18 protein-coding genes are annotated in these 18,691 nt (G+C 56.9%); 3 read left to right on the plus strand and 15 right to left on the minus strand.

Annotation, left to right across the window (positions count from 1 at the left end; genetic code table 11):
• Window positions 1–133: 133 nt before the first annotated feature.
• Genes hemG through pepQ form a run of 4 tightly spaced genes read right to left on the minus strand, consistent with a single transcriptional unit; the run spans window position 134 to window position 4,115 of the window.
• Window positions 134–667 carry a menaquinone-dependent protoporphyrinogen IX dehydrogenase gene (gene hemG, locus FHW76_RS25240; RefSeq protein WP_050887809.1) on the minus strand — a complete coding sequence of 178 codons (534 nt, stop codon included), beginning with the start codon at window positions 665–667 and terminating at the stop codon, window positions 134–136.
• A gap of 11 nt (window positions 668–678) precedes the next feature.
• A complete protein-coding gene (gene trkH, locus FHW76_RS25245) occupies window positions 679–2,130 on the minus strand; it encodes a Trk system potassium transporter TrkH (protein WP_008807923.1) in 1,452 nt (483 codons plus the stop codon).
• Window positions 2,131–2,169: 39 nt separating this feature from the next.
• Window positions 2,170–2,784 (minus strand): IMPACT family protein, encoded by a 615-nt coding sequence (locus FHW76_RS25250; RefSeq protein ID WP_183477074.1) that lies wholly within the window; start codon window positions 2,782–2,784, stop codon window positions 2,170–2,172.
• Entirely contained in the window at window positions 2,784–4,115 is a 1,332-nt protein-coding gene (gene pepQ, locus FHW76_RS25255; RefSeq protein ID WP_012969182.1) for a Xaa-Pro dipeptidase, read from the minus strand. The genes FHW76_RS25250 and pepQ overlap by 1 nt, the downstream gene beginning before the upstream one ends.
• A 191-nt stretch (window positions 4,116–4,306) precedes the next feature.
• On the opposite strand from pepQ, the gene fadB reads away from it, so the two are divergent.
• Together fadB and fadA are read left to right on the plus strand one after the other, a co-directional pair.
• Window positions 4,307–6,496 (plus strand): fatty acid oxidation complex subunit alpha FadB, encoded by a 2,190-nt coding sequence (gene fadB / locus FHW76_RS25260; protein ID WP_012543218.1) that lies wholly within the window; start codon window positions 4,307–4,309, stop codon window positions 6,494–6,496.
• 9 nt (window positions 6,497–6,505) lie between these two features.
• Window positions 6,506–7,669, plus strand: coding sequence for an acetyl-CoA C-acyltransferase FadA (gene fadA / locus FHW76_RS25265; RefSeq protein ID WP_008807927.1), 1,164 nt, complete (start codon window positions 6,506–6,508; stop codon window positions 7,667–7,669).
• Between the two features lie 107 nt (window positions 7,670–7,776).
• Here the strand turns inward: fadA and fre are convergent, their stop codons facing one another.
• Both fre and ubiD read right to left on the minus strand, forming a co-directional pair.
• Window positions 7,777–8,478, minus strand: a complete 702-nt coding sequence (gene fre / locus FHW76_RS25270) for an NAD(P)H-flavin reductase (RefSeq protein WP_008807928.1) — start codon at window positions 8,476–8,478, stop codon at window positions 7,777–7,779.
• 55 nt (window positions 8,479–8,533) lie between these two features.
• Complete coding sequence (ubiD, locus tag FHW76_RS25275; protein ID WP_008807929.1) at window positions 8,534–10,003, minus strand: 4-hydroxy-3-polyprenylbenzoate decarboxylase; 1,470 nt, start codon at window positions 10,001–10,003, stop codon at window positions 8,534–8,536.
• Window positions 10,004–10,181: 178 nt separating this feature from the next.
• On the opposite strand from ubiD, the gene rfaH reads away from it, so the two are divergent.
• The gene (gene rfaH, locus FHW76_RS25280) at window positions 10,182–10,670 is read left to right on the plus strand and encodes a transcription/translation regulatory transformer protein RfaH (RefSeq protein WP_008807930.1); all 489 of its coding nucleotides are present in this window, start codon (window positions 10,182–10,184) and stop codon (window positions 10,668–10,670) included.
• Here the strand turns inward: rfaH and tatD are convergent.
• The 9 genes from tatD to udp all read right to left on the minus strand — a co-directional run bounded on the left by tatD (window position 10,667) and on the right by udp (window position 18,633).
• On the minus strand, window positions 10,667–11,470 hold the full coding sequence (tatD, locus tag FHW76_RS25285) for a 3'-5' ssDNA/RNA exonuclease TatD (protein ID WP_162493294.1): 804 nt from the start codon (window positions 11,468–11,470) through the stop codon (window positions 10,667–10,669). The two genes, rfaH and tatD, sit on opposite strands and share 4 nt — an antisense overlap.
• A 32-nt stretch (window positions 11,471–11,502) precedes the next feature.
• The gene (gene tatC / locus FHW76_RS25290; protein WP_004886745.1) at window positions 11,503–12,282 is read right to left on the minus strand and encodes a Sec-independent protein translocase subunit TatC; all 780 of its coding nucleotides are present in this window, start codon (window positions 12,280–12,282) and stop codon (window positions 11,503–11,505) included.
• Window positions 12,283–12,284: 2 nt separating this feature from the next.
• Window positions 12,285–12,821 carry a Sec-independent protein translocase protein TatB gene (gene tatB, locus FHW76_RS25295; RefSeq protein ID WP_183477076.1) on the minus strand — a complete coding sequence of 179 codons (537 nt, stop codon included), beginning with the start codon at window positions 12,819–12,821 and terminating at the stop codon, window positions 12,285–12,287.
• Window positions 12,822–12,824: 3 nt separating this feature from the next.
• Entirely contained in the window at window positions 12,825–13,076 is a 252-nt protein-coding gene (tatA, locus tag FHW76_RS25300; protein WP_002883425.1) for a Sec-independent protein translocase subunit TatA, read from the minus strand.
• A gap of 129 nt (window positions 13,077–13,205) precedes the next feature.
• The gene (gene ubiB / locus FHW76_RS25305; RefSeq protein ID WP_183477078.1) at window positions 13,206–14,846 is read right to left on the minus strand and encodes a ubiquinone biosynthesis regulatory protein kinase UbiB; all 1,641 of its coding nucleotides are present in this window, start codon (window positions 14,844–14,846) and stop codon (window positions 13,206–13,208) included.
• Complete coding sequence (locus FHW76_RS25310) at window positions 14,843–15,448, minus strand: SCP2 domain-containing protein (protein WP_008807934.1); 606 nt, start codon at window positions 15,446–15,448, stop codon at window positions 14,843–14,845. Before FHW76_RS25310 ends, ubiB begins: the two co-directional genes overlap by 4 nt.
• A 13-nt stretch (window positions 15,449–15,461) precedes the next feature.
• Window positions 15,462–16,217, minus strand: coding sequence for a bifunctional demethylmenaquinone methyltransferase/2-methoxy-6-polyprenyl-1,4-benzoquinol methylase UbiE (gene ubiE, locus FHW76_RS25315; RefSeq protein WP_008807935.1), 756 nt, complete (start codon window positions 16,215–16,217; stop codon window positions 15,462–15,464).
• A 70-nt stretch (window positions 16,218–16,287) separates the two neighbouring features.
• On the minus strand, window positions 16,288–17,736 hold the full coding sequence (gene rmuC / locus FHW76_RS25320) for a DNA recombination protein RmuC (RefSeq protein WP_008807936.1): 1,449 nt from the start codon (window positions 17,734–17,736) through the stop codon (window positions 16,288–16,290).
• A 135-nt stretch (window positions 17,737–17,871) separates the two neighbouring features.
• Window positions 17,872–18,633 (minus strand): uridine phosphorylase, encoded by a 762-nt coding sequence (gene udp / locus FHW76_RS25325; protein ID WP_002883419.1) that lies wholly within the window; start codon window positions 18,631–18,633, stop codon window positions 17,872–17,874.
• Window positions 18,634–18,691 lie beyond the last annotated feature (58 nt).

Raw genomic sequence — 18,691 nt, forward strand, 5'->3', positions numbered from 1 at the left:
GACCCGGCGGCTTGTTTGCCGTTGTTCCGTGTCAGTGGAGGCGCATTATAGGGAGTAATTCTGAGGTGACAAGGGGAAATTCAAAAAAACTTTTCGTTCGCTCGATTTTCCATCACAACGCAAGTTTTACGCGCTATTTGCGCGCCATTTGTGCGATTTCCCGAGCAAACCGGGATACCTGTTGCCAGTCGGTATAGACCACTTCTTTGCGGGTATCCGTTTCCCCCCCGGTCATTTTCATAATCAGGCGGATCATAAACCGATCGTACCAGCTGTAGCGCGGGTAGCGCAGCGCGCCGGCAAATACCGCGCAGCTCTGCGGCTGCCACGGCGAGTTCAGCAGAAACTTACGCGTATAGCTGTTGGTCTGCGGCGTGCGCTTCTCGGGTTTACGCGCCACCAGGTTAACAGAGAAGAATGCTCCCGGCAGCGCCTGCAATGATGCCAGATGCTTTTTCACAAAGCGGTCCACCGCCGGATGAAAGTGCCCGTAGCGAATCGACGCGCCGATGACCACCCGATCGTAGTGATGCCATTCGACGACATCGGTACGGTTCAGGTTCAAGATGTCCGCGTCGATGCCCAGCTCTTTCAGCTCGGAGGCCAGAAACGAAGCGATTTCACGGGTCTGCCCGTCGCGGGTGGAGAAGAGTATTAAAGTTTTCACGAGCACTCCTGTTATTCGCGCCAGAAAGTGGGAGTAAAGAGCACCAGTAAGGTGAACACTTCCAGACGACCAAACAGCATATTAGCAATCAGGATCCATTTCGCGACCGGGTTCATAGTGGCAAAGTTGTCCGCGACAACGCCAAGCCCAGGCCCGAGGTTGTTCAACGTCGCCACCACGGAGGCGAAGGCAGAGAAATCATCCACCCCGGTGGCGATAATAGCCAACATACTAATGATAAAGACCAGCGCATAGGCGGAGAAGAACCCCCACACGGCTTCAAGAATACGTTCCGGCAAGGCGCGGTTACCTAACTTGATGCTATAAACCGCATTCGGGTGTACCAGACGCTTAAGCTCACGGTTGCCCTGCTTAAACAGCAACAGGATACGGATCACCTTTAAGCCACCGCCCGTGGAACCGGCACAGCCGCCGATAAATGCGGAGCAGAGCAGCAACACCGGCAGGAATAGCGGCCAGCGCGCAATGCTATCGGTAGTGAATCCCGCGGTGGTCGCCATCGACACCACCTGGAAAAATGCCTGATTCAGCGTCGTCAGCACCGACCCATACACGTTATGAAGCCATAGCACCAGCGTACAGATGATGACCAGCGTCAACTGGACGCCAATGAACATGCGAAATTCTGGGTCGCGCCAGTACACCTTCAGGCTGCGTCCGCTCAATAACGAAAAATGCAGACCGTAGTTACAGCCAGAGATCAGCAAAAAGATCGCGATGATAGAGTTAATCATCGGGCTATTGAAATAGCCGACGCTGGCATCGTGAGTCGAGAAACCGCCGATGGCGATAGTGGCAAAGCTGTGCCCAATCGCATCGAACGCCGGCATACCGGCAAACCAGAGCGCCAATGCGCAGGCTATCGTCAATAACACATAGATAAGCCACAGCGTCTTCGCCGTCTCGGCGATACGCGGGCGCATCTTGTTGTCTTTCAACGGACCGGGCATTTCCGCGCGGTAGAGCTGCATCCCCCCTACGCCGAGGATAGGCAGAATCGCCACCGCCAGCACAATGATCCCCATGCCGCCGAACCATTGCAGCATCTGCCGGTAAAAGAGGATTGCATGAGGTAATGAGTCCAAACCCACCAGGGTGGTCGCTCCGGTCGTCGTCAGGCCGGAAAATGACTCGAAGAAGGCATCGGTCACCGTCAGGTTCGGCTGCTCGGCGAAAATAAAGGGCAAGGCCCCCACGCTCCCCAGCACGGTCCAGAACAGCACCACAATCAGAAACCCTTCGCGGGATTTCAGTTCGCCTTTTTGTTTACGATTCGGCCACCACAGCATGGAGCCAATCGCCAGCGCAACAAAAAAGGTTTGCGTGAAGGCCCGCCCCGCGCCATCGCGATATATCAGGGCCACTAATCCCGGAACGATCATCGTCCCCGAAAATAAGATGACCAACAGTCCAACGATTCGGGTTATGGCGCGAAAATGCATCTCTGGCGCTTCCTTTGATAGGCAAAAAAACAGAGGGGATTATTCGTCAATCTTCAGTAATTGCAATGAACCGCGACTAAAATCAGCCAGTTTTGCTGAAAAAGCCGCCACTTCGGCCCGGGGAAGCGCCACGCGCAGCCGAACCGACGCCAGATATTCGCTTTCGACTACCTTCCCGGAGAATTGGGCGAGCAGCGCTTCGATACCGGCCAGTTGCCCATACTCACATTGCAAAGTATATGCTGTTAACGGTGTCTTGCGCTGCGTCGTCAGCTGCGCCAGCGCCTGATGAACACCGCCGCCATAGGCTTTCACCAGGCCGCCAGTGCCCAGCAGGATACCACCGTAGTAGCGCACGACGACAGCGGTTATCTCACCCACGCCGCACCCCATCAGTTGCGCCAGCATCGGTTTACCCGCCGTCCCCGCCGGTTCGCCATCGTCAGAAAACCCCAGCTGTTGCGAATCATCAGGCGGCCCGGCGACCCACGCCACGCAGTGGTGGCGCGCATCAGGGTGATCCGCTCTGACGGACTCGACAAACGCTTTTGCCGCCGCCACGCCGTCGGTATGCGCCAACAGCGTGAGAAAACGGCTTTTTTTAATCTCCTCAACGACGGTAACCGGCGCCGCCGGGATTAACCAGCTTTCCATTACGCCAGCTTCAGATCGCGCGTCATATTTTCAATGCTGTTTTCGTGAACCACCACGTTATCTTCGATACGGATCCCGCCAAACGGCTTCATGGCGTCAATTTTCTGCCAGTTGAAGTGCTTGCTGAACGGGCCTTCACGCCACGGCGCCAGTAACGACTCGATGAAGTAGATGCCGGGTTCAATAGTCAGCACCATGCGCGGCTCGATAATACGGGTGCAGCGCAGATACGGGTATTTCGACGGCGCCGCCAGATGCGTACCGGTGTCATCCTGCATAAAGCCAGCGACATCATGCACCTGCAGACCCAGCGGATGGCCAATCCCGTGCGGCATAAACGGCCCGGTCAGGTCATTCTCCACCATCGCCTCTTCGCTTATGTCGGTAACCAACTGGTGTTTACGCAGTAGCTTTGCGATGCGCTGATGGAACTGGATATGGTAATCAACATAACGAGTCCCGGCCTTCATGGTGCTAATCAGCGCCAGCTGCTCGTCATTAACGTCTTTGATCAGATGGGCAAAGTCGTTGTCGCCGTGCGCCGCCCAGGTTCGCGTCAGATCCGCGGCATAGCCGTTATATTCTGCGCCAGCGTCGAGCAGGAAGCTGCGCATCTCCGCCGGGGCGCGATGATCCAGTTTGGTGTAGTGCAGGACGGAGGCATGCTCATTCAGCGCGACAATGTTGCTGTAAGGCACGTCGGTATCGCGGTGACCAGTGGCGGTGAGATAGGCCTGGTTGATATCGAATTCGCTCATCCCGGACTGGAAAGCTTCATAGGCCGCGCGATGACCATTGACCGCCGATTTCTGCGCTTCACGCATACAGGCCAGCTCGTAATCCGTTTTGTAAGCCCGATAGTAGTGCAGGTAATCGATAACCCCTTTCGGGTTGATCTTATCCGCAGCGATACCCAGCCCCAGCGCGCGCTCCGGTACCGGCCCAATATAACCGATATTACCGCGAGCGGCAGGTAGCTGGCTGCCGATGCCATCGGCCTTCGGCAGAGCAATGACGTCAACCTCTTCGGTCCAGAATGCGGTCGGTAGCGGCTCGACGTTGTGCCAGTAATCGACCGGCAGATAGAACCACAGCTTCGGTTTGTTAACGCCATCCACCAGCAGCCAGCAGTTAGGCACCTGCGTCACTGGCACCCAGGCTTTGAACTGCGGATTGACCTTGAACGGGTACGGGTGGTCGTCAAGGAAGACGTTAACCAGCTCACCGGAGTGAATCAGCAGCGCATCCATCTGAAAACGGGCCAGCACGTCGCGGGTACGTTCTTGTAGGGTAACAATATGATTTTTATAGAGCGCGGACAGGGATTCCATCTTTCATCCTTTGCTTTTATGGGATCGTGATACTCCGCATCTTAGCACATCACCCTGCGTGCGGGTGATTTCCGCCGGATGTGATCCGACCAGCAATTATTTAAAGAGTAATTTGCAATTCTTTAACATAAATTCCACACTCCGTTTCATCTGGTATGACCAGATCATATTGCTGGATTCAGGAGACTGACATGCTCTACAAAGGCGACACCCTGTACCTCGACTGGCTGGAAGATGGCATCGCCGAACTGGTGTTCGATGCCCCAGGTTCGGTCAACAAGCTTGATACCGCAACCGTAGCCAGCCTCGGTCACGCGCTGGACGTACTGGAAAAACAAAACGATCTCAAAGGTCTGCTGCTGCGCTCTGAAAAAGCGGCGTTTATCGTCGGCGCGGATATCACCGAATTCCTCTCGCTGTTCCTGGTCCCTGAGGAGCAGTTAAGCCAGTGGTTGCATTTTGCTAACAGCGTTTTCAATCGTCTGGAAGATCTTCCCGTCCCGACGATCTCTGCCGTCAATGGTTACGCGCTGGGCGGCGGTTGTGAATGCGTCCTGGCGACCGATTACCGCCTGGCGACGCCGGATCTGCGTATCGGTCTGCCGGAAACCAAGCTTGGCATTATGCCGGGCTTCGGCGGTTCTGTGCGTCTGCCACGCTTGCTCGGCGCCGATAGCGCGCTGGAAATTATTGCCGCCGGGAAAGACGTCGGCGCCGATCAGGCGCTGAAAATCGGCCTGGTGGATGGTGTGGTCGCAGCGGAAAAACTGCGTGACGGCGCGCTGGCGATCCTGCGTCAGGCGATTAATGGCGATCTGGACTGGAAAGCAAAACGTCAGCCGAAACTAGAGCCGCTGAAGCTCAGCAAAATTGAAGCTACCATGAGCTTCACGATTGCCAAAGGCATGGTCGCGCAAACGGCCGGGAAACATTACCCGGCGCCGATCACCGCGGTGAAAACCATTGAAGCCGCCGCACGTCTTGGTCGTGAAGAAGCCCTGGTGCTGGAAAATAAAAGCTTTGTCCCGCTGGCCCATACCAATGAGGCCCGCGCGCTGGTTGGTATCTTCCTGAACGACCAGTACGTCAAAGCGAAAGCGAAAAAGTTGACCAAAGATGTCGAGACGCCGAAGCATGCTGCTGTCCTGGGCGCTGGCATTATGGGCGGCGGTATCGCATACCAGTCGGCCTGGAAAGGCGTGCCGGTGGTGATGAAAGACATTAGCGACAAATCGCTGACCCTGGGCATGACCGAAGCGGCGAAACTGCTGAATAAACAGCTGGAACGCGGCAAAATCGACGGTCTGAAGCTGGCCGGAGTGATCAGCACCATTCAGCCAACCCTGGAATACAGCGGTTTTGATCGCGTCGACGTGGTTGTTGAAGCGGTGGTCGAAAACCCGAAAGTGAAGAAAGCGGTGCTGGCCGAAACCGAGGCAAAAGTGCGCCCGGATACCGTGCTGGCATCCAACACCTCAACAATCCCCATCAGCGAACTGGCCAGCGTTCTGCAACGCCCGGAAAACTTCTGCGGTATGCACTTCTTTAACCCGGTGCATCGCATGCCGCTGGTTGAAGTGATCCGCGGCGAAAAAACCTCGGATAAGACCATTGCCAAAGTTGTGGCCTGGGCCAGCAAAATGGGCAAGACGCCAATCGTGGTGAATGATTGTCCCGGCTTCTTCGTCAACCGCGTGCTGTTCCCCTACTTCGCCGGCTTCAGCCAGCTGCTGCGCGACGGGGCGGATTTCCGCAAGGTCGACAAAGTGATGGAAAAACAGTTTGGCTGGCCAATGGGCCCGGCCTATCTGCTGGATGTTGTCGGCATCGATACCGCCCACCATGCTCAGGCCGTGATGGCGGCGGGCTTCCCGCAGCGGATGCAGAAAGATTATCGCGACGCCATCGACGCCCTGTTTGACGCCAACCGTTTCGGCCAGAAGAACGGCCTCGGTTTCTGGCGTTATAAAGAAGACAGCAAAGGTAAGCCGAAGAAAGAAGAAGACGCTGCCGTCGACAGCCTGCTGGCCGACGTCAGCCAGCCGAAGCGCGATTTCAGCGATGAAGAGATTATCGCCCGCATGATGATCCCGATGGTTAACGAAGTCGTCCGCTGCCTGGAAGAAGGCATTATCGCCAGCCCGGCGGAAGCGGATATGGCGCTGGTATACGGCCTGGGCTTCCCTCCGTTCCACGGCGGCGCATTCCGCTGGCTGGACACCATCGGCAGCGCGAAGTATCTCGATATGGCACAGCAATACCAGCACCTTGGCCCGCTGTATGAAGTGCCAGCCGGTCTGCGTGACAAAGCGCGCCATAACGAAGCGTATTATCCCCAGGTAGAGCCAGCCCGTCCGGTTGGCGCTCTGAAAACGGCTTAAGGAGTCACAATGGAACAGGTTGTCATTGTCGATGCAATTCGCACCCCGATGGGCCGTTCGAAGGGCGGCGCCTTTCGCAACGTGCGTGCGGAAGACCTCTCCGCGCACCTGATGCGTAGCCTGCTTTCGCGTAACCCGTCGCTTGAGGCGAGCGCGATTGACGATATTTACTGGGGCTGCGTGCAACAAACGCTGGAGCAGGGTTTCAACATTGCGCGTAACGCCGCGCTGCTGGCAGAAATCCCGCACTCGGTACCGGCGACGACGGTTAACCGTCTGTGCGGTTCCTCCATGCAGGCGCTGCACGATGCGGCCCGTATGATCATGACCGGCGATGCCAGCGTCTGCCTGATTGGCGGCGTTGAGCACATGGGCCATGTGCCAATGAGCCACGGTGTCGATTTCCATCCGGGCCTCAGCCGTAATGTGGCGAAAGCCGCCGGCATGATGGGGCTGACCGCGGAAATGCTGGCGCGTCTGCACGGCATCAGCCGCGAAATGCAGGATCAGTTCGCCGCACGCTCTCACGCTCGCGCCTGGGCGGCGACGCAATCAGGCGCCTTCAAAGCCGAGATTATCCCGACCGGTGGCCACGATGCCGATGGCGTACTGAAGTCTTTTAACTATGACGAAGTGATCCGCCCGGAAACCACCGTCGAAGCGCTGGCGGCGCTGAGACCGGCATTTGATCCGGTGACCGGCACGGTAACGGCAGGCACCTCTTCCGCCCTTTCCGACGGCGCGGCGGCAATGCTGCTGATGAGCGAAAGCCGCGCCCGCGAGCTGGGGCTGAAGCCACGCGCCCGCGTCCGTTCGATGGCGGTGGTCGGCTGCGACCCGTCCATTATGGGTTATGGCCCGGTTCCGGCCTCAAAGCTGGCGCTGAAAAAAGCGGGCTTATCCACCAGCGATATCGACGTCTTTGAAATGAATGAAGCGTTTGCCGCGCAGATCCTGCCGTGTATTAAAGATCTGGGCTTAATGGAGCAGATTGACGAGAAGATCAACCTCAACGGCGGCGCGATCGCGCTCGGACATCCGCTGGGCTGCTCCGGGGCGCGCATTAGCACCACGTTGATCAATCAGATGGAACGCAAAGACGCTCAGTTCGGTCTGGCGACCATGTGTATCGGTTTAGGTCAGGGTATTGCCACTGTGTTTGAGCGGATTTAATCGAAGGGTTATCTCAACGCCATTGCGACCAGAAGCAGGCAGCAATGGCGAAGAGAGCAGGTTTAGTTGCCGTTCTTCCCGCCTGTCAGGGGCGGGTTTTTTTATTTTCAGATAAACGCAAACGCGTCGCCAAACAGGCGATCTTCGCGCGCGCCGCGTTCGTTGCAGAACAGGTCGCGGGCAATCTTGGCCATCTCAAAACGACCGGCAATGTAGATATCATGCTCGGCCAGCGTGCCGTAATCCTGCAGCACGGCAGTCAGTACCGTACCGGAACGACCGCGCCACCCTTCTTCCGGTTGCTCGACCACCGGCTCGATGCGCAGATTCGGATGTTTGATACTTAACGCTTCCAGCTCGGCCAGATCGTACAAATGCTTAGCCTCGCGGCCGCCCCAATAAATGGCGATATCGCGATCCGGGTTACGCGCCAGTGCGGTTAACAGAATAGAACGCACATAAGAGAAACCGGTGCCGCCGGCGATCAGAATCAGCGGGCGATCTTCGTCATCGCGCAGCCACGCTTCGCCATGCGGAATATCAACCTCAATTTCACGCTCTTTCAGAATGCGATCCATCACCGCCATCGCATACAGATTAAGTTCAGAAGCACCGATATGCAGCTCGATAAACTCGTGCTCTGACGGCGTGGAAGCCATAGAGAACGGACGCTTATCGCGCTCGTCCATTACCACCATCAGATACTGGCCAGCGCGGAAAGAGAATGCCGCTTCCGGTACTAATCGAACGCGATACACGGTATCGGTAATCGCCTCCACTGAGGTCACTTTACAGCTTAAGGTTGTCATGCGTCCCCTCTGTCGGGTCTATAGAGCAAAACAGCGGCGTTAGCCCCGCTTACTGTTATTTAAAGATGGCCAGTTCATCCCAGATGGCGTCGATGCGCGCCGTCACCTGAGGATCTTTTTTGATTGGACGACCCCATTCACGCTGGGTTTCGCCAGGCCATTTATTTGTGGCATCCAGCCCCATTTTTGAACCCAGGCCGGAAACCGGCGAGGCAAAATCCAGATAATCTATTGGCGTATTTTCTACCAGTACCGTATCACGAGCCGGGTCCATACGGGTAGTAATCGCCCAAATCACGTCGTTCCAGTCGCGTGCGTTGACGTCGTCATCGCATACGATCACGAATTTGGTATACATGAACTGGCGCAGGAATGACCAGACGCCCATCATCACGCGCTTGGCATGGCCCGCGTACTGTTTTTTCATGGTCACCACCGCCAGGCGATAGGAACACCCTTCCGGCGGCAGATAAAAGTCGACGATTTCCGGGAACTGCTTTTGCAGAATCGGCACAAAGACTTCGTTCAGCGCCACGCCCAGCACCGCAGGTTCATCCGGCGGACGACCGGTATAGGTCGAATGATAAATCGCGTCTTCGCGCTGGGTAATGTGGGTTACCGTAAACACCGGGAAGCTATCCACTTCATTGTAGTAGCCAGTATGATCGCCATACGGGCCTTCCGGCGCCATCTCCCCGGCCTCAATGTAACCTTCGAGCACAATTTCCGCGCTGGCCGGCACTTCAAGGTCATTGGAAACGCACTTCACCACTTCGGTCTTGGTGCCGCGCAGCAAGCCTGCGAAAGCATATTCCGACAGGGTATCGGGCACCGGCGTCACCGCGCCAAGAATGGTCGCCGGATCGGCGCCAAGCGCCACGGAAACCGGGAAGCGCTCGCCGGGATGCGCCGCGCACCACTCCTGGAAATCGAGCGCGCCGCCGCGGTGGGATAACCAACGCATGATGAGTTTGTTTTTACCGATCAGCTGCTGGCGATAAATTCCCAGGTTCTGCCGCTCTTTGTGCGGCCCGCGGGTCACCGTTAGCCCCCAGGTGATCAGCGGCGCGGCATCTTCCGGCCAGCAGGTCATAATCGGGATTTTATTCAGGTCGACGTCATCGCCCTGGATGATTTTTTGTTGGCAGGGCGCACCGCGCAGGCGTTTGGTCGGCATATTCAGCACTTGCTTGAACTGCGGCAGCTTATCAAACAGATCGCGGAAGCCTTTTGGCGGCTCCGGCTCTTTCAGAAAGGCCAATAGCTTCCCGACTTCCCGTAGCGAACTGACGTCTTCCTGGCCCATCCCTAGCGCCACACGACGCGGCGTGCCAAACAGATTGCACAGCACCGGCATCGAGTAGCCTTTCGGGTTTTCAAACAGCAGCGCCGGGCCACCGGCACGCAGGGTCCGGTCGGCAATTTCGGTGATTTCCAGGTGAGGATCGACCGGCAGAGTGATACGTTTTAGTTCGCCCTGTTGTTCCAGGAGTGTCAGAAAGTCGCGAAGATCGTGGTATTTCATGAAAGTGTTATTGACCTCTCTACAGGCGGCTAATTATACGGTGTTCGACGGCGCGATGCTGTAATTTTGTTAAATTAGCGTGAAAGAACGCTGAAATTTGGATTTCAATTATAATGGCTTTCGCGATTACACCAGCCATTTGTTATGCTTGCCGTTATTAGAAGTGGAATGAGTCATTATGCAAGCCTGGTACTTACTGTATTGCAAACGTGGGCAGCTACAACGAGCCCAGGAACATCTGGAACGTCAGTCAGTTAACTGCCTGATGCCGACGATTGCGCTGGAAAAAATCATTCGCGGTAAACGCACCATGGTCAGCGAACCGCTGTTCCCGAACTACCTGTTTATTGAGTTCGATCCAGAGGTGATTCATACCACTACCATCAGCGCCACCCGCGGGGTTAACAACTTCGTGCGCTTTGGCGCCCTGCCCGCTGTCGTTCCCTCGGCGGTGATTCATCAGCTCTCTATCTACAAACCAGAAGGCATTACCGACCCGGAAACGCCGCATGAGGGCGATAGCGTGCTAATCACCGACGGCGCGTTCGAAGGCTTACAGGCTATCTTCACCGAGCCGGACGGCGAAGCTCGTTCTATGTTGCTGTTAAACCTGCTGAATAAGCAAGTCCTGCAGAGCGTTAAAAATACCGACTTCCAGAAAATCTAAACGCCGTTAACGTCGATGCCAAACAGCGTCCTGACGTTTGCGTCCGTTTGCGCCTCCAGCCATTGCGTCTCTTCGCCCCGCCAGCTCGCGACGCTGGCCAGGATATGCGGCAAATACGCGGGCTCGTTACGCCGCGAGGCCGGTCTCGGCTTGAGGTCGCGAGGCAGCAGATAAGGCGCATCGGTCTCCAGCAGCAGACGTTCCGCCGGGATCGCCGGCAGCAGCTCGCGCAGCTCCAGTCCCCGCCGCTCATCGCATACCCAACCGGTAATACCGATAAACAGGCCCAGATCCAGGCATTCCTGCACCTCGCTGCGGCTGCCGGTAAAGCAGTGCAGCACCGCGCCCGGGATCTTCTCAAGCCAGGGTTTAAGCAACGCCAGAAACCGGTCGTGGGCGTCGCGGCAGTGTAAAAACACCGGCATCGACAGCTCAGCGGCCAGCGCCAGCTGGGCGCTGAACGCTGCCTCCTGCTCCTGCGGCGTGGAGAAATTACGGTTGAAATCCAGACCGCACTCACCTATCGCCACCACCTGTGGCTCGCGGGCGAGGGTATAAATCGCCTCGGCGACCGCTGGCGACCAGCTGCTGCCGTCATGGGGATGAACCCCTGCCGTGGACCAGCAACCGGAATAATGGCTCGCCATTCTCTGGGCCTGCTGGCTCTCCGGCAAATTTGTGCCGGTCAGCAGCATGCCGTGAACCCCCGCCGCCCGGGCGCGCGCCACCACCTCATCATGGTCGCGGGAAAACTGCGAACTGGTGAGATTAACGCCGATATCAAACATGATCGCTCCCATATGACAACCGCCCTGACGGGCGGTTGGCGGTATTACTCTTCTCTGTGCTCCGCGGCTTCAGCTTCGGCCGCAGCGTCGTCATCACGCGTCAGGCGCTTCCCGGTGTAGAAGCGGGCGAAGAACACCCCGACTTCAAACAGACAGTACATAGGAATGGCCAGCAGCGTCTGCGAGAATACGTCCGGCGGTGTCAGCAGCATACCCACCACGAAGGCGCCCACCAGCACATACGGCCGTTTTTTGCGCAGCTCTTCCGGCGTGGTAACGCCCATCCAGCAGAGCAGCACAATGGCGACCGGTACCTCAAAAGAGACCCCGAAAGCCATAAACAGCGCCATCACGAAGTCGAGATAGCTGCGGATATCGGTCGAGACCAGCACCCCCTCCGGTGCAGCATGGGTCAGGAAGCCGAACGCCAGCGGAAACACGACAAAATAAGCGAAAGCCATGCCGATATAGAACAGCAGCGTACTGGATACCAGTAAAGGCACCACCAGCCGGCGCTCGTGCTTATACAGCGCCGGCGCGACGAAGGCCCATACCTGGTAAAGAATAATCGGCACTGACAGGATCACCGACACCATGAAGGTCAGCTTTATCGGCGTGAAGAAAGGTGAAGCGACATCAGTGGCGATCATCGTCGCGCCTACCGGCATCTTGCTGATAAGCGGGGCCGAGACCAGCTGGTAGATATCATTGGCGAAATAGACCAGCGCCAGGAAGATCACCAGGATAGCAATGATGCTGTTGAGCAGACGCTTGCGCAGCTCAATCAGATGCGAAATTAGCGGTTGTGTATCGTCTACGCCCATGTTTACGGTTTATCACTCGATGCGGGGGAAGAATGAGGGGCTGCCGCCGTAGCGGATGTTTTCTCTGCCGGAAGTTCAGCCGGTGAAGCGGGTTGCTCATCGGCGACAGGATCCGGCGCATGAGCCGGAGCGCTGGCCTGATGTTCTGCCGTCGCCAGCGTGACGTCCTGGCGCTGCGCTTCACTGCCTTTCACCACCGGATTAAGGATGGTATTGGCTTCGTCGCTGGCCTTTTCAGGATCGTGGGCGCTATAGGAGCGCTTCATCGACTCCGCAGCCTCGCGCAGTTCATCCATGGAGGCTTTCAGCTCCGGCGTCAGGTTATTCAGGCTAGCCTTTTCCACCTTCTTGAGGCTCTCCTGGAACTCCTGCAGTTTTAGCTCCTGGGCCAGCTCATTTTGTACCGTGGTCGCCAGCGAGCGTAGCGTACGGATCCAGCCAACCACCGTTTTAACCGCGACGGGAAGCCGCTGTGGCCCCAGAACAATGAGGCCAATCACAAACACCAGCAGTAGTTCACTAAAACCAATATCGAACACGAGTTACACCTGCTCTTTGTCGTGGCGTTTTGTCTCGTCTTTTTTTGCATCATCCTGTTTATCGGCGATGGTTTTCGCCGTGAAATCTGCGTCTGGCGCCGACTTTTCGGGTTTATCATCATCACTCATGGCTTTTTTAAAGCCTTTGATAGATGCCCCTAAGTCTGACCCCAGTGAGCTCAGCTTCTTCGTCCCAAAAAGCAGAACTACGATGACGACAACAATTAATAACTGCCAAATACTGATACCACCCATACACGTTCCCCTATGACAGATGATGAATTATGTGGACGCATTATACACGCCATCCTGCGAGCCGCCTCTTCGTCAGGCCGCCGGCATGATTTTGCGCAAATAAGCCTGCGTCATGAAGAGGCGAACCGATCAGTGGATTTTCCGCCAGCCAATCAGCCAGGTCACCACACCGCCGGCCATCAACCAGCCGGGCATCATTCCCCACTCAGGGCGATGGATAAAGAGCAGCGTACCACTGAGCAATAAAACCGCGCCTATACCAAACAGATAACGGGATTGGCCCTGGCGCACATGACGCACATGCATATCCCGCACGATGGTATCGACGCTGGTCTGCAGCTGTTTGCTCTGCTGCAGGCTCTGATACACCAGCTCAGGTATTTCAGGCATTCTTTCGATCCAGAACGGCGCTTTGTCTTTAAACGCGCGCACCAGCGCCGGAATGCCGACCTGATCTTTGATCCACGACTCGAGGAAAGGCTTCGCCGTTTTCCACAAGTCTAACTGAGGATAGAGCTGCCGGCCTACCCCTTCTACGTAAAGTAATGTCTTCTGTAGTAAAACGAGCTGCGGCTGGACTTCCATATTGAAACGCCGCGCGGTATTGAACAGATTAAGCAGCACGTGGCCGAAGGAGATCTCCGCCAGCGGCTTCTCAAAGATCGGCTCGCAGACCGTGCGGATCGCGAACTCAAACTCTTCGACATTCGTATCGGGCGGTACCCAACCGGAATCGACGTGCAGCTCAGCCACCTTACGATAATCGCGGTTAAAGAAGGCGATAAAGTTTTCCGCCAGATAGCGCTTATCTTCTTTGTTCAGCGAGCCGACAATACCGCAGTCGATGCCGATATACTGCGGATCTTCCGGGTGCTCGTAGCTGACGAATATGTTGCCAGGGTGCATATCGGCATGAAAGAAGCTGTCGCGGAACACCTGGGTAAAGAAGACCTGCACGCCCCGCTCCGCCAGCAGCTGCATGTTGGTCCCCTGGGCCTCCAGCGCCTCCACGTCGGACACCGGGATACCGTAGATGCGCTCCATCACCATCATGCTTTCGCTGCAGTAGTCGGGGTACACCTCCGGCACGTACAGCATCGGACTATCTTCGAAATTACGCCGCAGCTGAATGGCGTTGGCGGATTCCCGCAACAGGTTCAGCTCGTCCAGCAGCGTTTTTTCATATTCGCGAACCACCTCCTGCGGGCGCAGACGGCGGCCGTCAGGCAGCAGACGCGGTACCCAGCGCGCCAGGCGGTAGATGAGCTTCATGTCCGCTTTAATGATCGGCAAAATATCCGGGCGGATAACCTTGATCACCACCTCTTTGCCATTCTCTTTCAGACGTGCGGTATGCACCTGGGCGATGGACGCCGAGGCTAACGGCTCTACGGAGAAATCATCAAACCAGGCTTCCACCGGCAGGCCCCCCATCGCTTTCTCTATCTGCTGCTGCGCGAGCTTTCCTTCAAAGGGCGCTACGCGGTCCTGCAACAGCGCCAGCTGATCGGCAATATGCGGCGGGAAGAGATCCCGGCGGGTGGAAAGCATCTGGCCAAATTTAATCCACACCGGCCCCAGCTCCTGAAGCGCCAGGCGCAGACGAGTGCCAAGGGGTTGGTCTTGATGACGATTTGGCATCCAGAACAGCATCCGCCGCCAGATACGCAGCGGCAGCGTGAGACGAATTTTGGGGATGAGCTCATCGAGCCCGTAGCTCAAAAAGGTGTGGATGATGAAATACAGGCGCCGTAATTCTCCTGGCGTCATTTGCCCTCCAGCGTTTCCAGCCGTTTTTCCAGTGCGGCCAGCGCGCGTTCAATAGCCGTCGTTTCTTCCGCAAACCATGCCAGCTCCAGCGGCCCCGGTGCCAGTCGCCACTCTTCAGTGATCGCTTCTGCGACATAGCGCTGCTGGCGCTGCGCGCCTTTCAGTAAAAACTGAGCGCCGCCGCGGAGGACTTTGCCAACGCCTTCAGCCACGATATCGCCAGTATAAGGCGCCAGCAGTTCAGCGGGATCGAACTCCGCCAGATCGCACAGGGAGACCATATTCTGCACCACCTGCAGATCGCCCTGCACTTCCAGATCTCCGCTACGGATAAGCGCCGTGAGCTGCTGACGATTACGCAGTTTGGGCAGCACGCTGAGCCGGGTAATCACAGTGCAGTCGGCCTCTCCCTCCCAGGCGCTCAGGACATCAACCTGGCGTTCGCTGAACGCCAGTACGATCGGGGTGGAGAAGTCCTGCAGTTGAACTCGCAATACCTTACCCAGCAGGCGCTGACGAGCGGGTTTTAGCGCCTTGTCACGCCAGAGAAAAGTATTCAGCGCCGTCTCAATGCTAGCGGTCACCAGGGGTGTGAAAGGCATAGCGTCCCTCCTGTCAGAACTTGTAACCGCGATGCAAGGCAACGATACCCGCCGTCAGGTTGTGGTAGTCGACACTTTCAAAACCTGCATCCTGCATCATCCCTTTCAGGGTTTCCTGATCCGGGTGCATACGGATAGATTCTGCCAGGTAGCGATAGCTGTCGCCGTCTTTTGCCACCAGTTCCCCCACCTTCGGCAGGATATGGAAGGAGTAAGCGTCGTAGGCTTTGCTGAGCGGTTCGATAATCGGTTTAGAAAACTCCAGCACCAGCAGACGTCCGCCCGGCTTCAGCACGCGGTACATCGAACGCAGCGCTTTTTCTTTATCGGTAACGTTACGCAGACCGAAAGAGATGGTGATGCAGTCAAAGGTGTTATCAGCAAACGGCAGGGCTTCCGCGTTGGCCTGAACATACTCAACGTTGCCCACGATGCCGATATTACGCAGCTTTTCGCGGCCCATTTTGAGCATGGAATCATTGATATCAGCAAGCATGACGCGGCCGGTTTCTCCTACCAGACGGGAGAACTTGGCCGTCAAATCGCCGGTCCCCCCCGCCAGATCCAGCACGGTCTGCCCGCGACGTACGCCGCTGCAGTCGATGGTGAAACGCTTCCACAAACGATGGATACCAAACGACATCAAGTCGTTCATCACATCATACTTTGCCGCGACAGAATGGAATACATGCGCCACCATGTCCTGTTTCTGCTCTTTAGCGACCGTCTGAAAGCCAAAGTGCGTCGTTTCTTGTGAATCCTCAACCATCTCTATGCCTGCTTGCTTTTCAAGAAAATGTTCACTGAGTGTATCAGATTCAGCGCATTTCCCATACGTTTCAACGTGGCGGAGCCGCCTCCCGATTATGTAACGCCTCGGCAGAGTCGGCTGAAAATGCGTCATTTTCCGGGAGGTTATCCTCGTCTTCAAGACGATATTCATCGTCCTGGGCAGTGGCTTGTTCGACTAAATCAGGATTTATCCCGCGCTTCACCTCCACCCCCAGGCCGCGAAAGGCTTCCGCCTGGGCCAGCAGATTCCCGCGCCCGGAAGCGAGCTTTTTCATCGCCTGGCGATAGTTCTCTTGCGCCTTATCCAGACTCTGGCCGATGGCGGACATATCATCCACAAACAGGCGCATTTTGTCGTAAAGGCGCCCCGCCCGCTCGGCGATCTTCTGCGCGTTGCGGCTCTGATGCTCATAGCGCCACAGATTGGCGATAGTACGCAGGGCTACCAGCAGCGTCGTCGGGCTGACCAGCATGATATTATTTTGCAACGCCTCGCTGATGAGCTCGGGCTGACGGTCGATGGCCACCAGGAACGCCGGCTCGACGGGAATAAACATCAGCACGTAGTCGAGAGAGCGCAGCCCCGGCAGTTGTTGATAATCCTTGCGTCCCAGCAGGCGAATATGGTTTCGCACCGAGGCAAGATGTTCCTGCAGCGCGACTTCGCGGGTGTAGTCGTCTTCGGCGTTGAAATAGCGCTCATAGGCGACCAGGGTCATTTTGGCGTCTATCACCACGTCCTTGCCCTGCGGCAGGCGGACAATGACGTCCGGCTGCATCCGCGAGCGGTTATCGGTCTCGATACTGACCTGGGTCTGGTACTCATAGCCTTCGCGCAGGCCGGAAGCCTCCAGCACGCGGGTTAAGACCACTTCCCCCCAGTTGCCCTGGGTTTTGTTATCACCTTTCAGCGCTTTCGTCAGGTTCAGTGCCTCCTGCGCCATCTGCGCGTTCAGCTGCTGAAGATTGCGGATCTCATGCGCCAGGGTGTGCCTTTCCCGCGCCTCCTGGCCAAAGCTCTCCTGCACCTGGCGGCGGAACCCGTCGAGCTGTTCGCGCAGCGGGGTCAGCAGACCATGCAGACTCAGGCGGTTTTGCTCATCGACGCGCCGGTTGCTGTGTTCGAAAATGCGGTTGGCGAGGTTTTCAAACTGCTCGCTCAGGCGCTGCTCGCTGTTAACCATCTGACGGATCTTATCTTCCGCATGCAGCTGGGTGGATTCGAGCCGGGTGGTGACCTCACGCAGATCGGCCTCCAGCGAGGTATTGATATCCCGCAGACTGCGCAGCTCATTGTTCAGCAGCTCGCACTCCTCACGCCAGTGGGCCTCCTGCACCAGCTGCTGACGGGCGGCGCTCAGCTCAATATCCAGCTCTCGCCGCTCCTCAATGAGATCGGCCCGGATTTGGTCGGCGCGCGCTTTGGTTGCCAGCCAGCCGACCATTAACCCGGCAGCCAGTGCGATAACCGCGCTGATAATGATTGAGAGATCCACGACGCCCCCTGCGATAACCTGATGACACAAAATAGAATTGTGCTGTACAAACGTCCAGTTTAAAAGGGATTTCCTGCGAGGAGCAACGCAAAAAAGAAAGGCCGGAGGACCCGGCCTGACAGAGAAGGGGTTGAATTACAGCAGACGACGCGCCGCTTCCACGACGATTTTGACCGCGTGGCTTTCGGTTTGCTTCATGGTTTCGGCGTTAGGGATCTCTTGCTGGGTACGGTTCACAATAACCCCGGCGACCATTCCGGCACGCAGGCCCTGGCTGGCGCACATGGTCAGCAGCGTGGCGGATTCCATTTCATAGTTCATCACGCCCATTGCCTGCCACTCTTCCATTGAGCCCTTGAAGCGGCTCACCACGCGGCCGGAGAAGGTGTCGTAACGCTCCTGGCCTGGGTAGAAGGTATCCGAAGAGGCGGTCACGCCGATATGGGTGGTGGCACCAATAGATTTCGCCGCTTCCACCAGCGCGGTGGTGCAGGCGAAGTCTGCGACGGCCGGGAACTCCATCGGCGCGAAGTGCAGGCTGGCGCCGTCCAGGCGAACGGAAGCGGTCGTAACCAGCACATCGCCAACGTTAATGTGCGGTTGAATCGCGCCGGTGGTGCCGATACGCAGGAAGGTACGCACGCCCAGCTGCGCCAGCTCTTCCACGGCGATAGAAGTCGACGGGCCGCCGATGCCGGTAGAGCAGACGATCACCGGCTTGCCGTCCAGCTCCGCGCGCCAGGAGGTAAATTCGCGGTGGGATGCCAGCTTGACCGGCTTATCCATCAGCGCGGCGATCTTTTCCACACGCTCCGGATCGCCAGGGACGATAGCCAGCGTAGCCCCTTGTAAATCGTTCTTGGTGAGGCCGAGATGAAAAACATCAGACTTGGACATAAAAAACTCCTCTGTGGGTCGAATTATCAGCAGAAGCAAAACGGTACTGTACAGAAGC

This window comes from Klebsiella sp. RC2 (assembly GCF_014192815.1).
Taxonomy (GTDB): Bacteria; Pseudomonadota; Gammaproteobacteria; order Enterobacterales; family Enterobacteriaceae; genus Klebsiella; species Klebsiella variicola.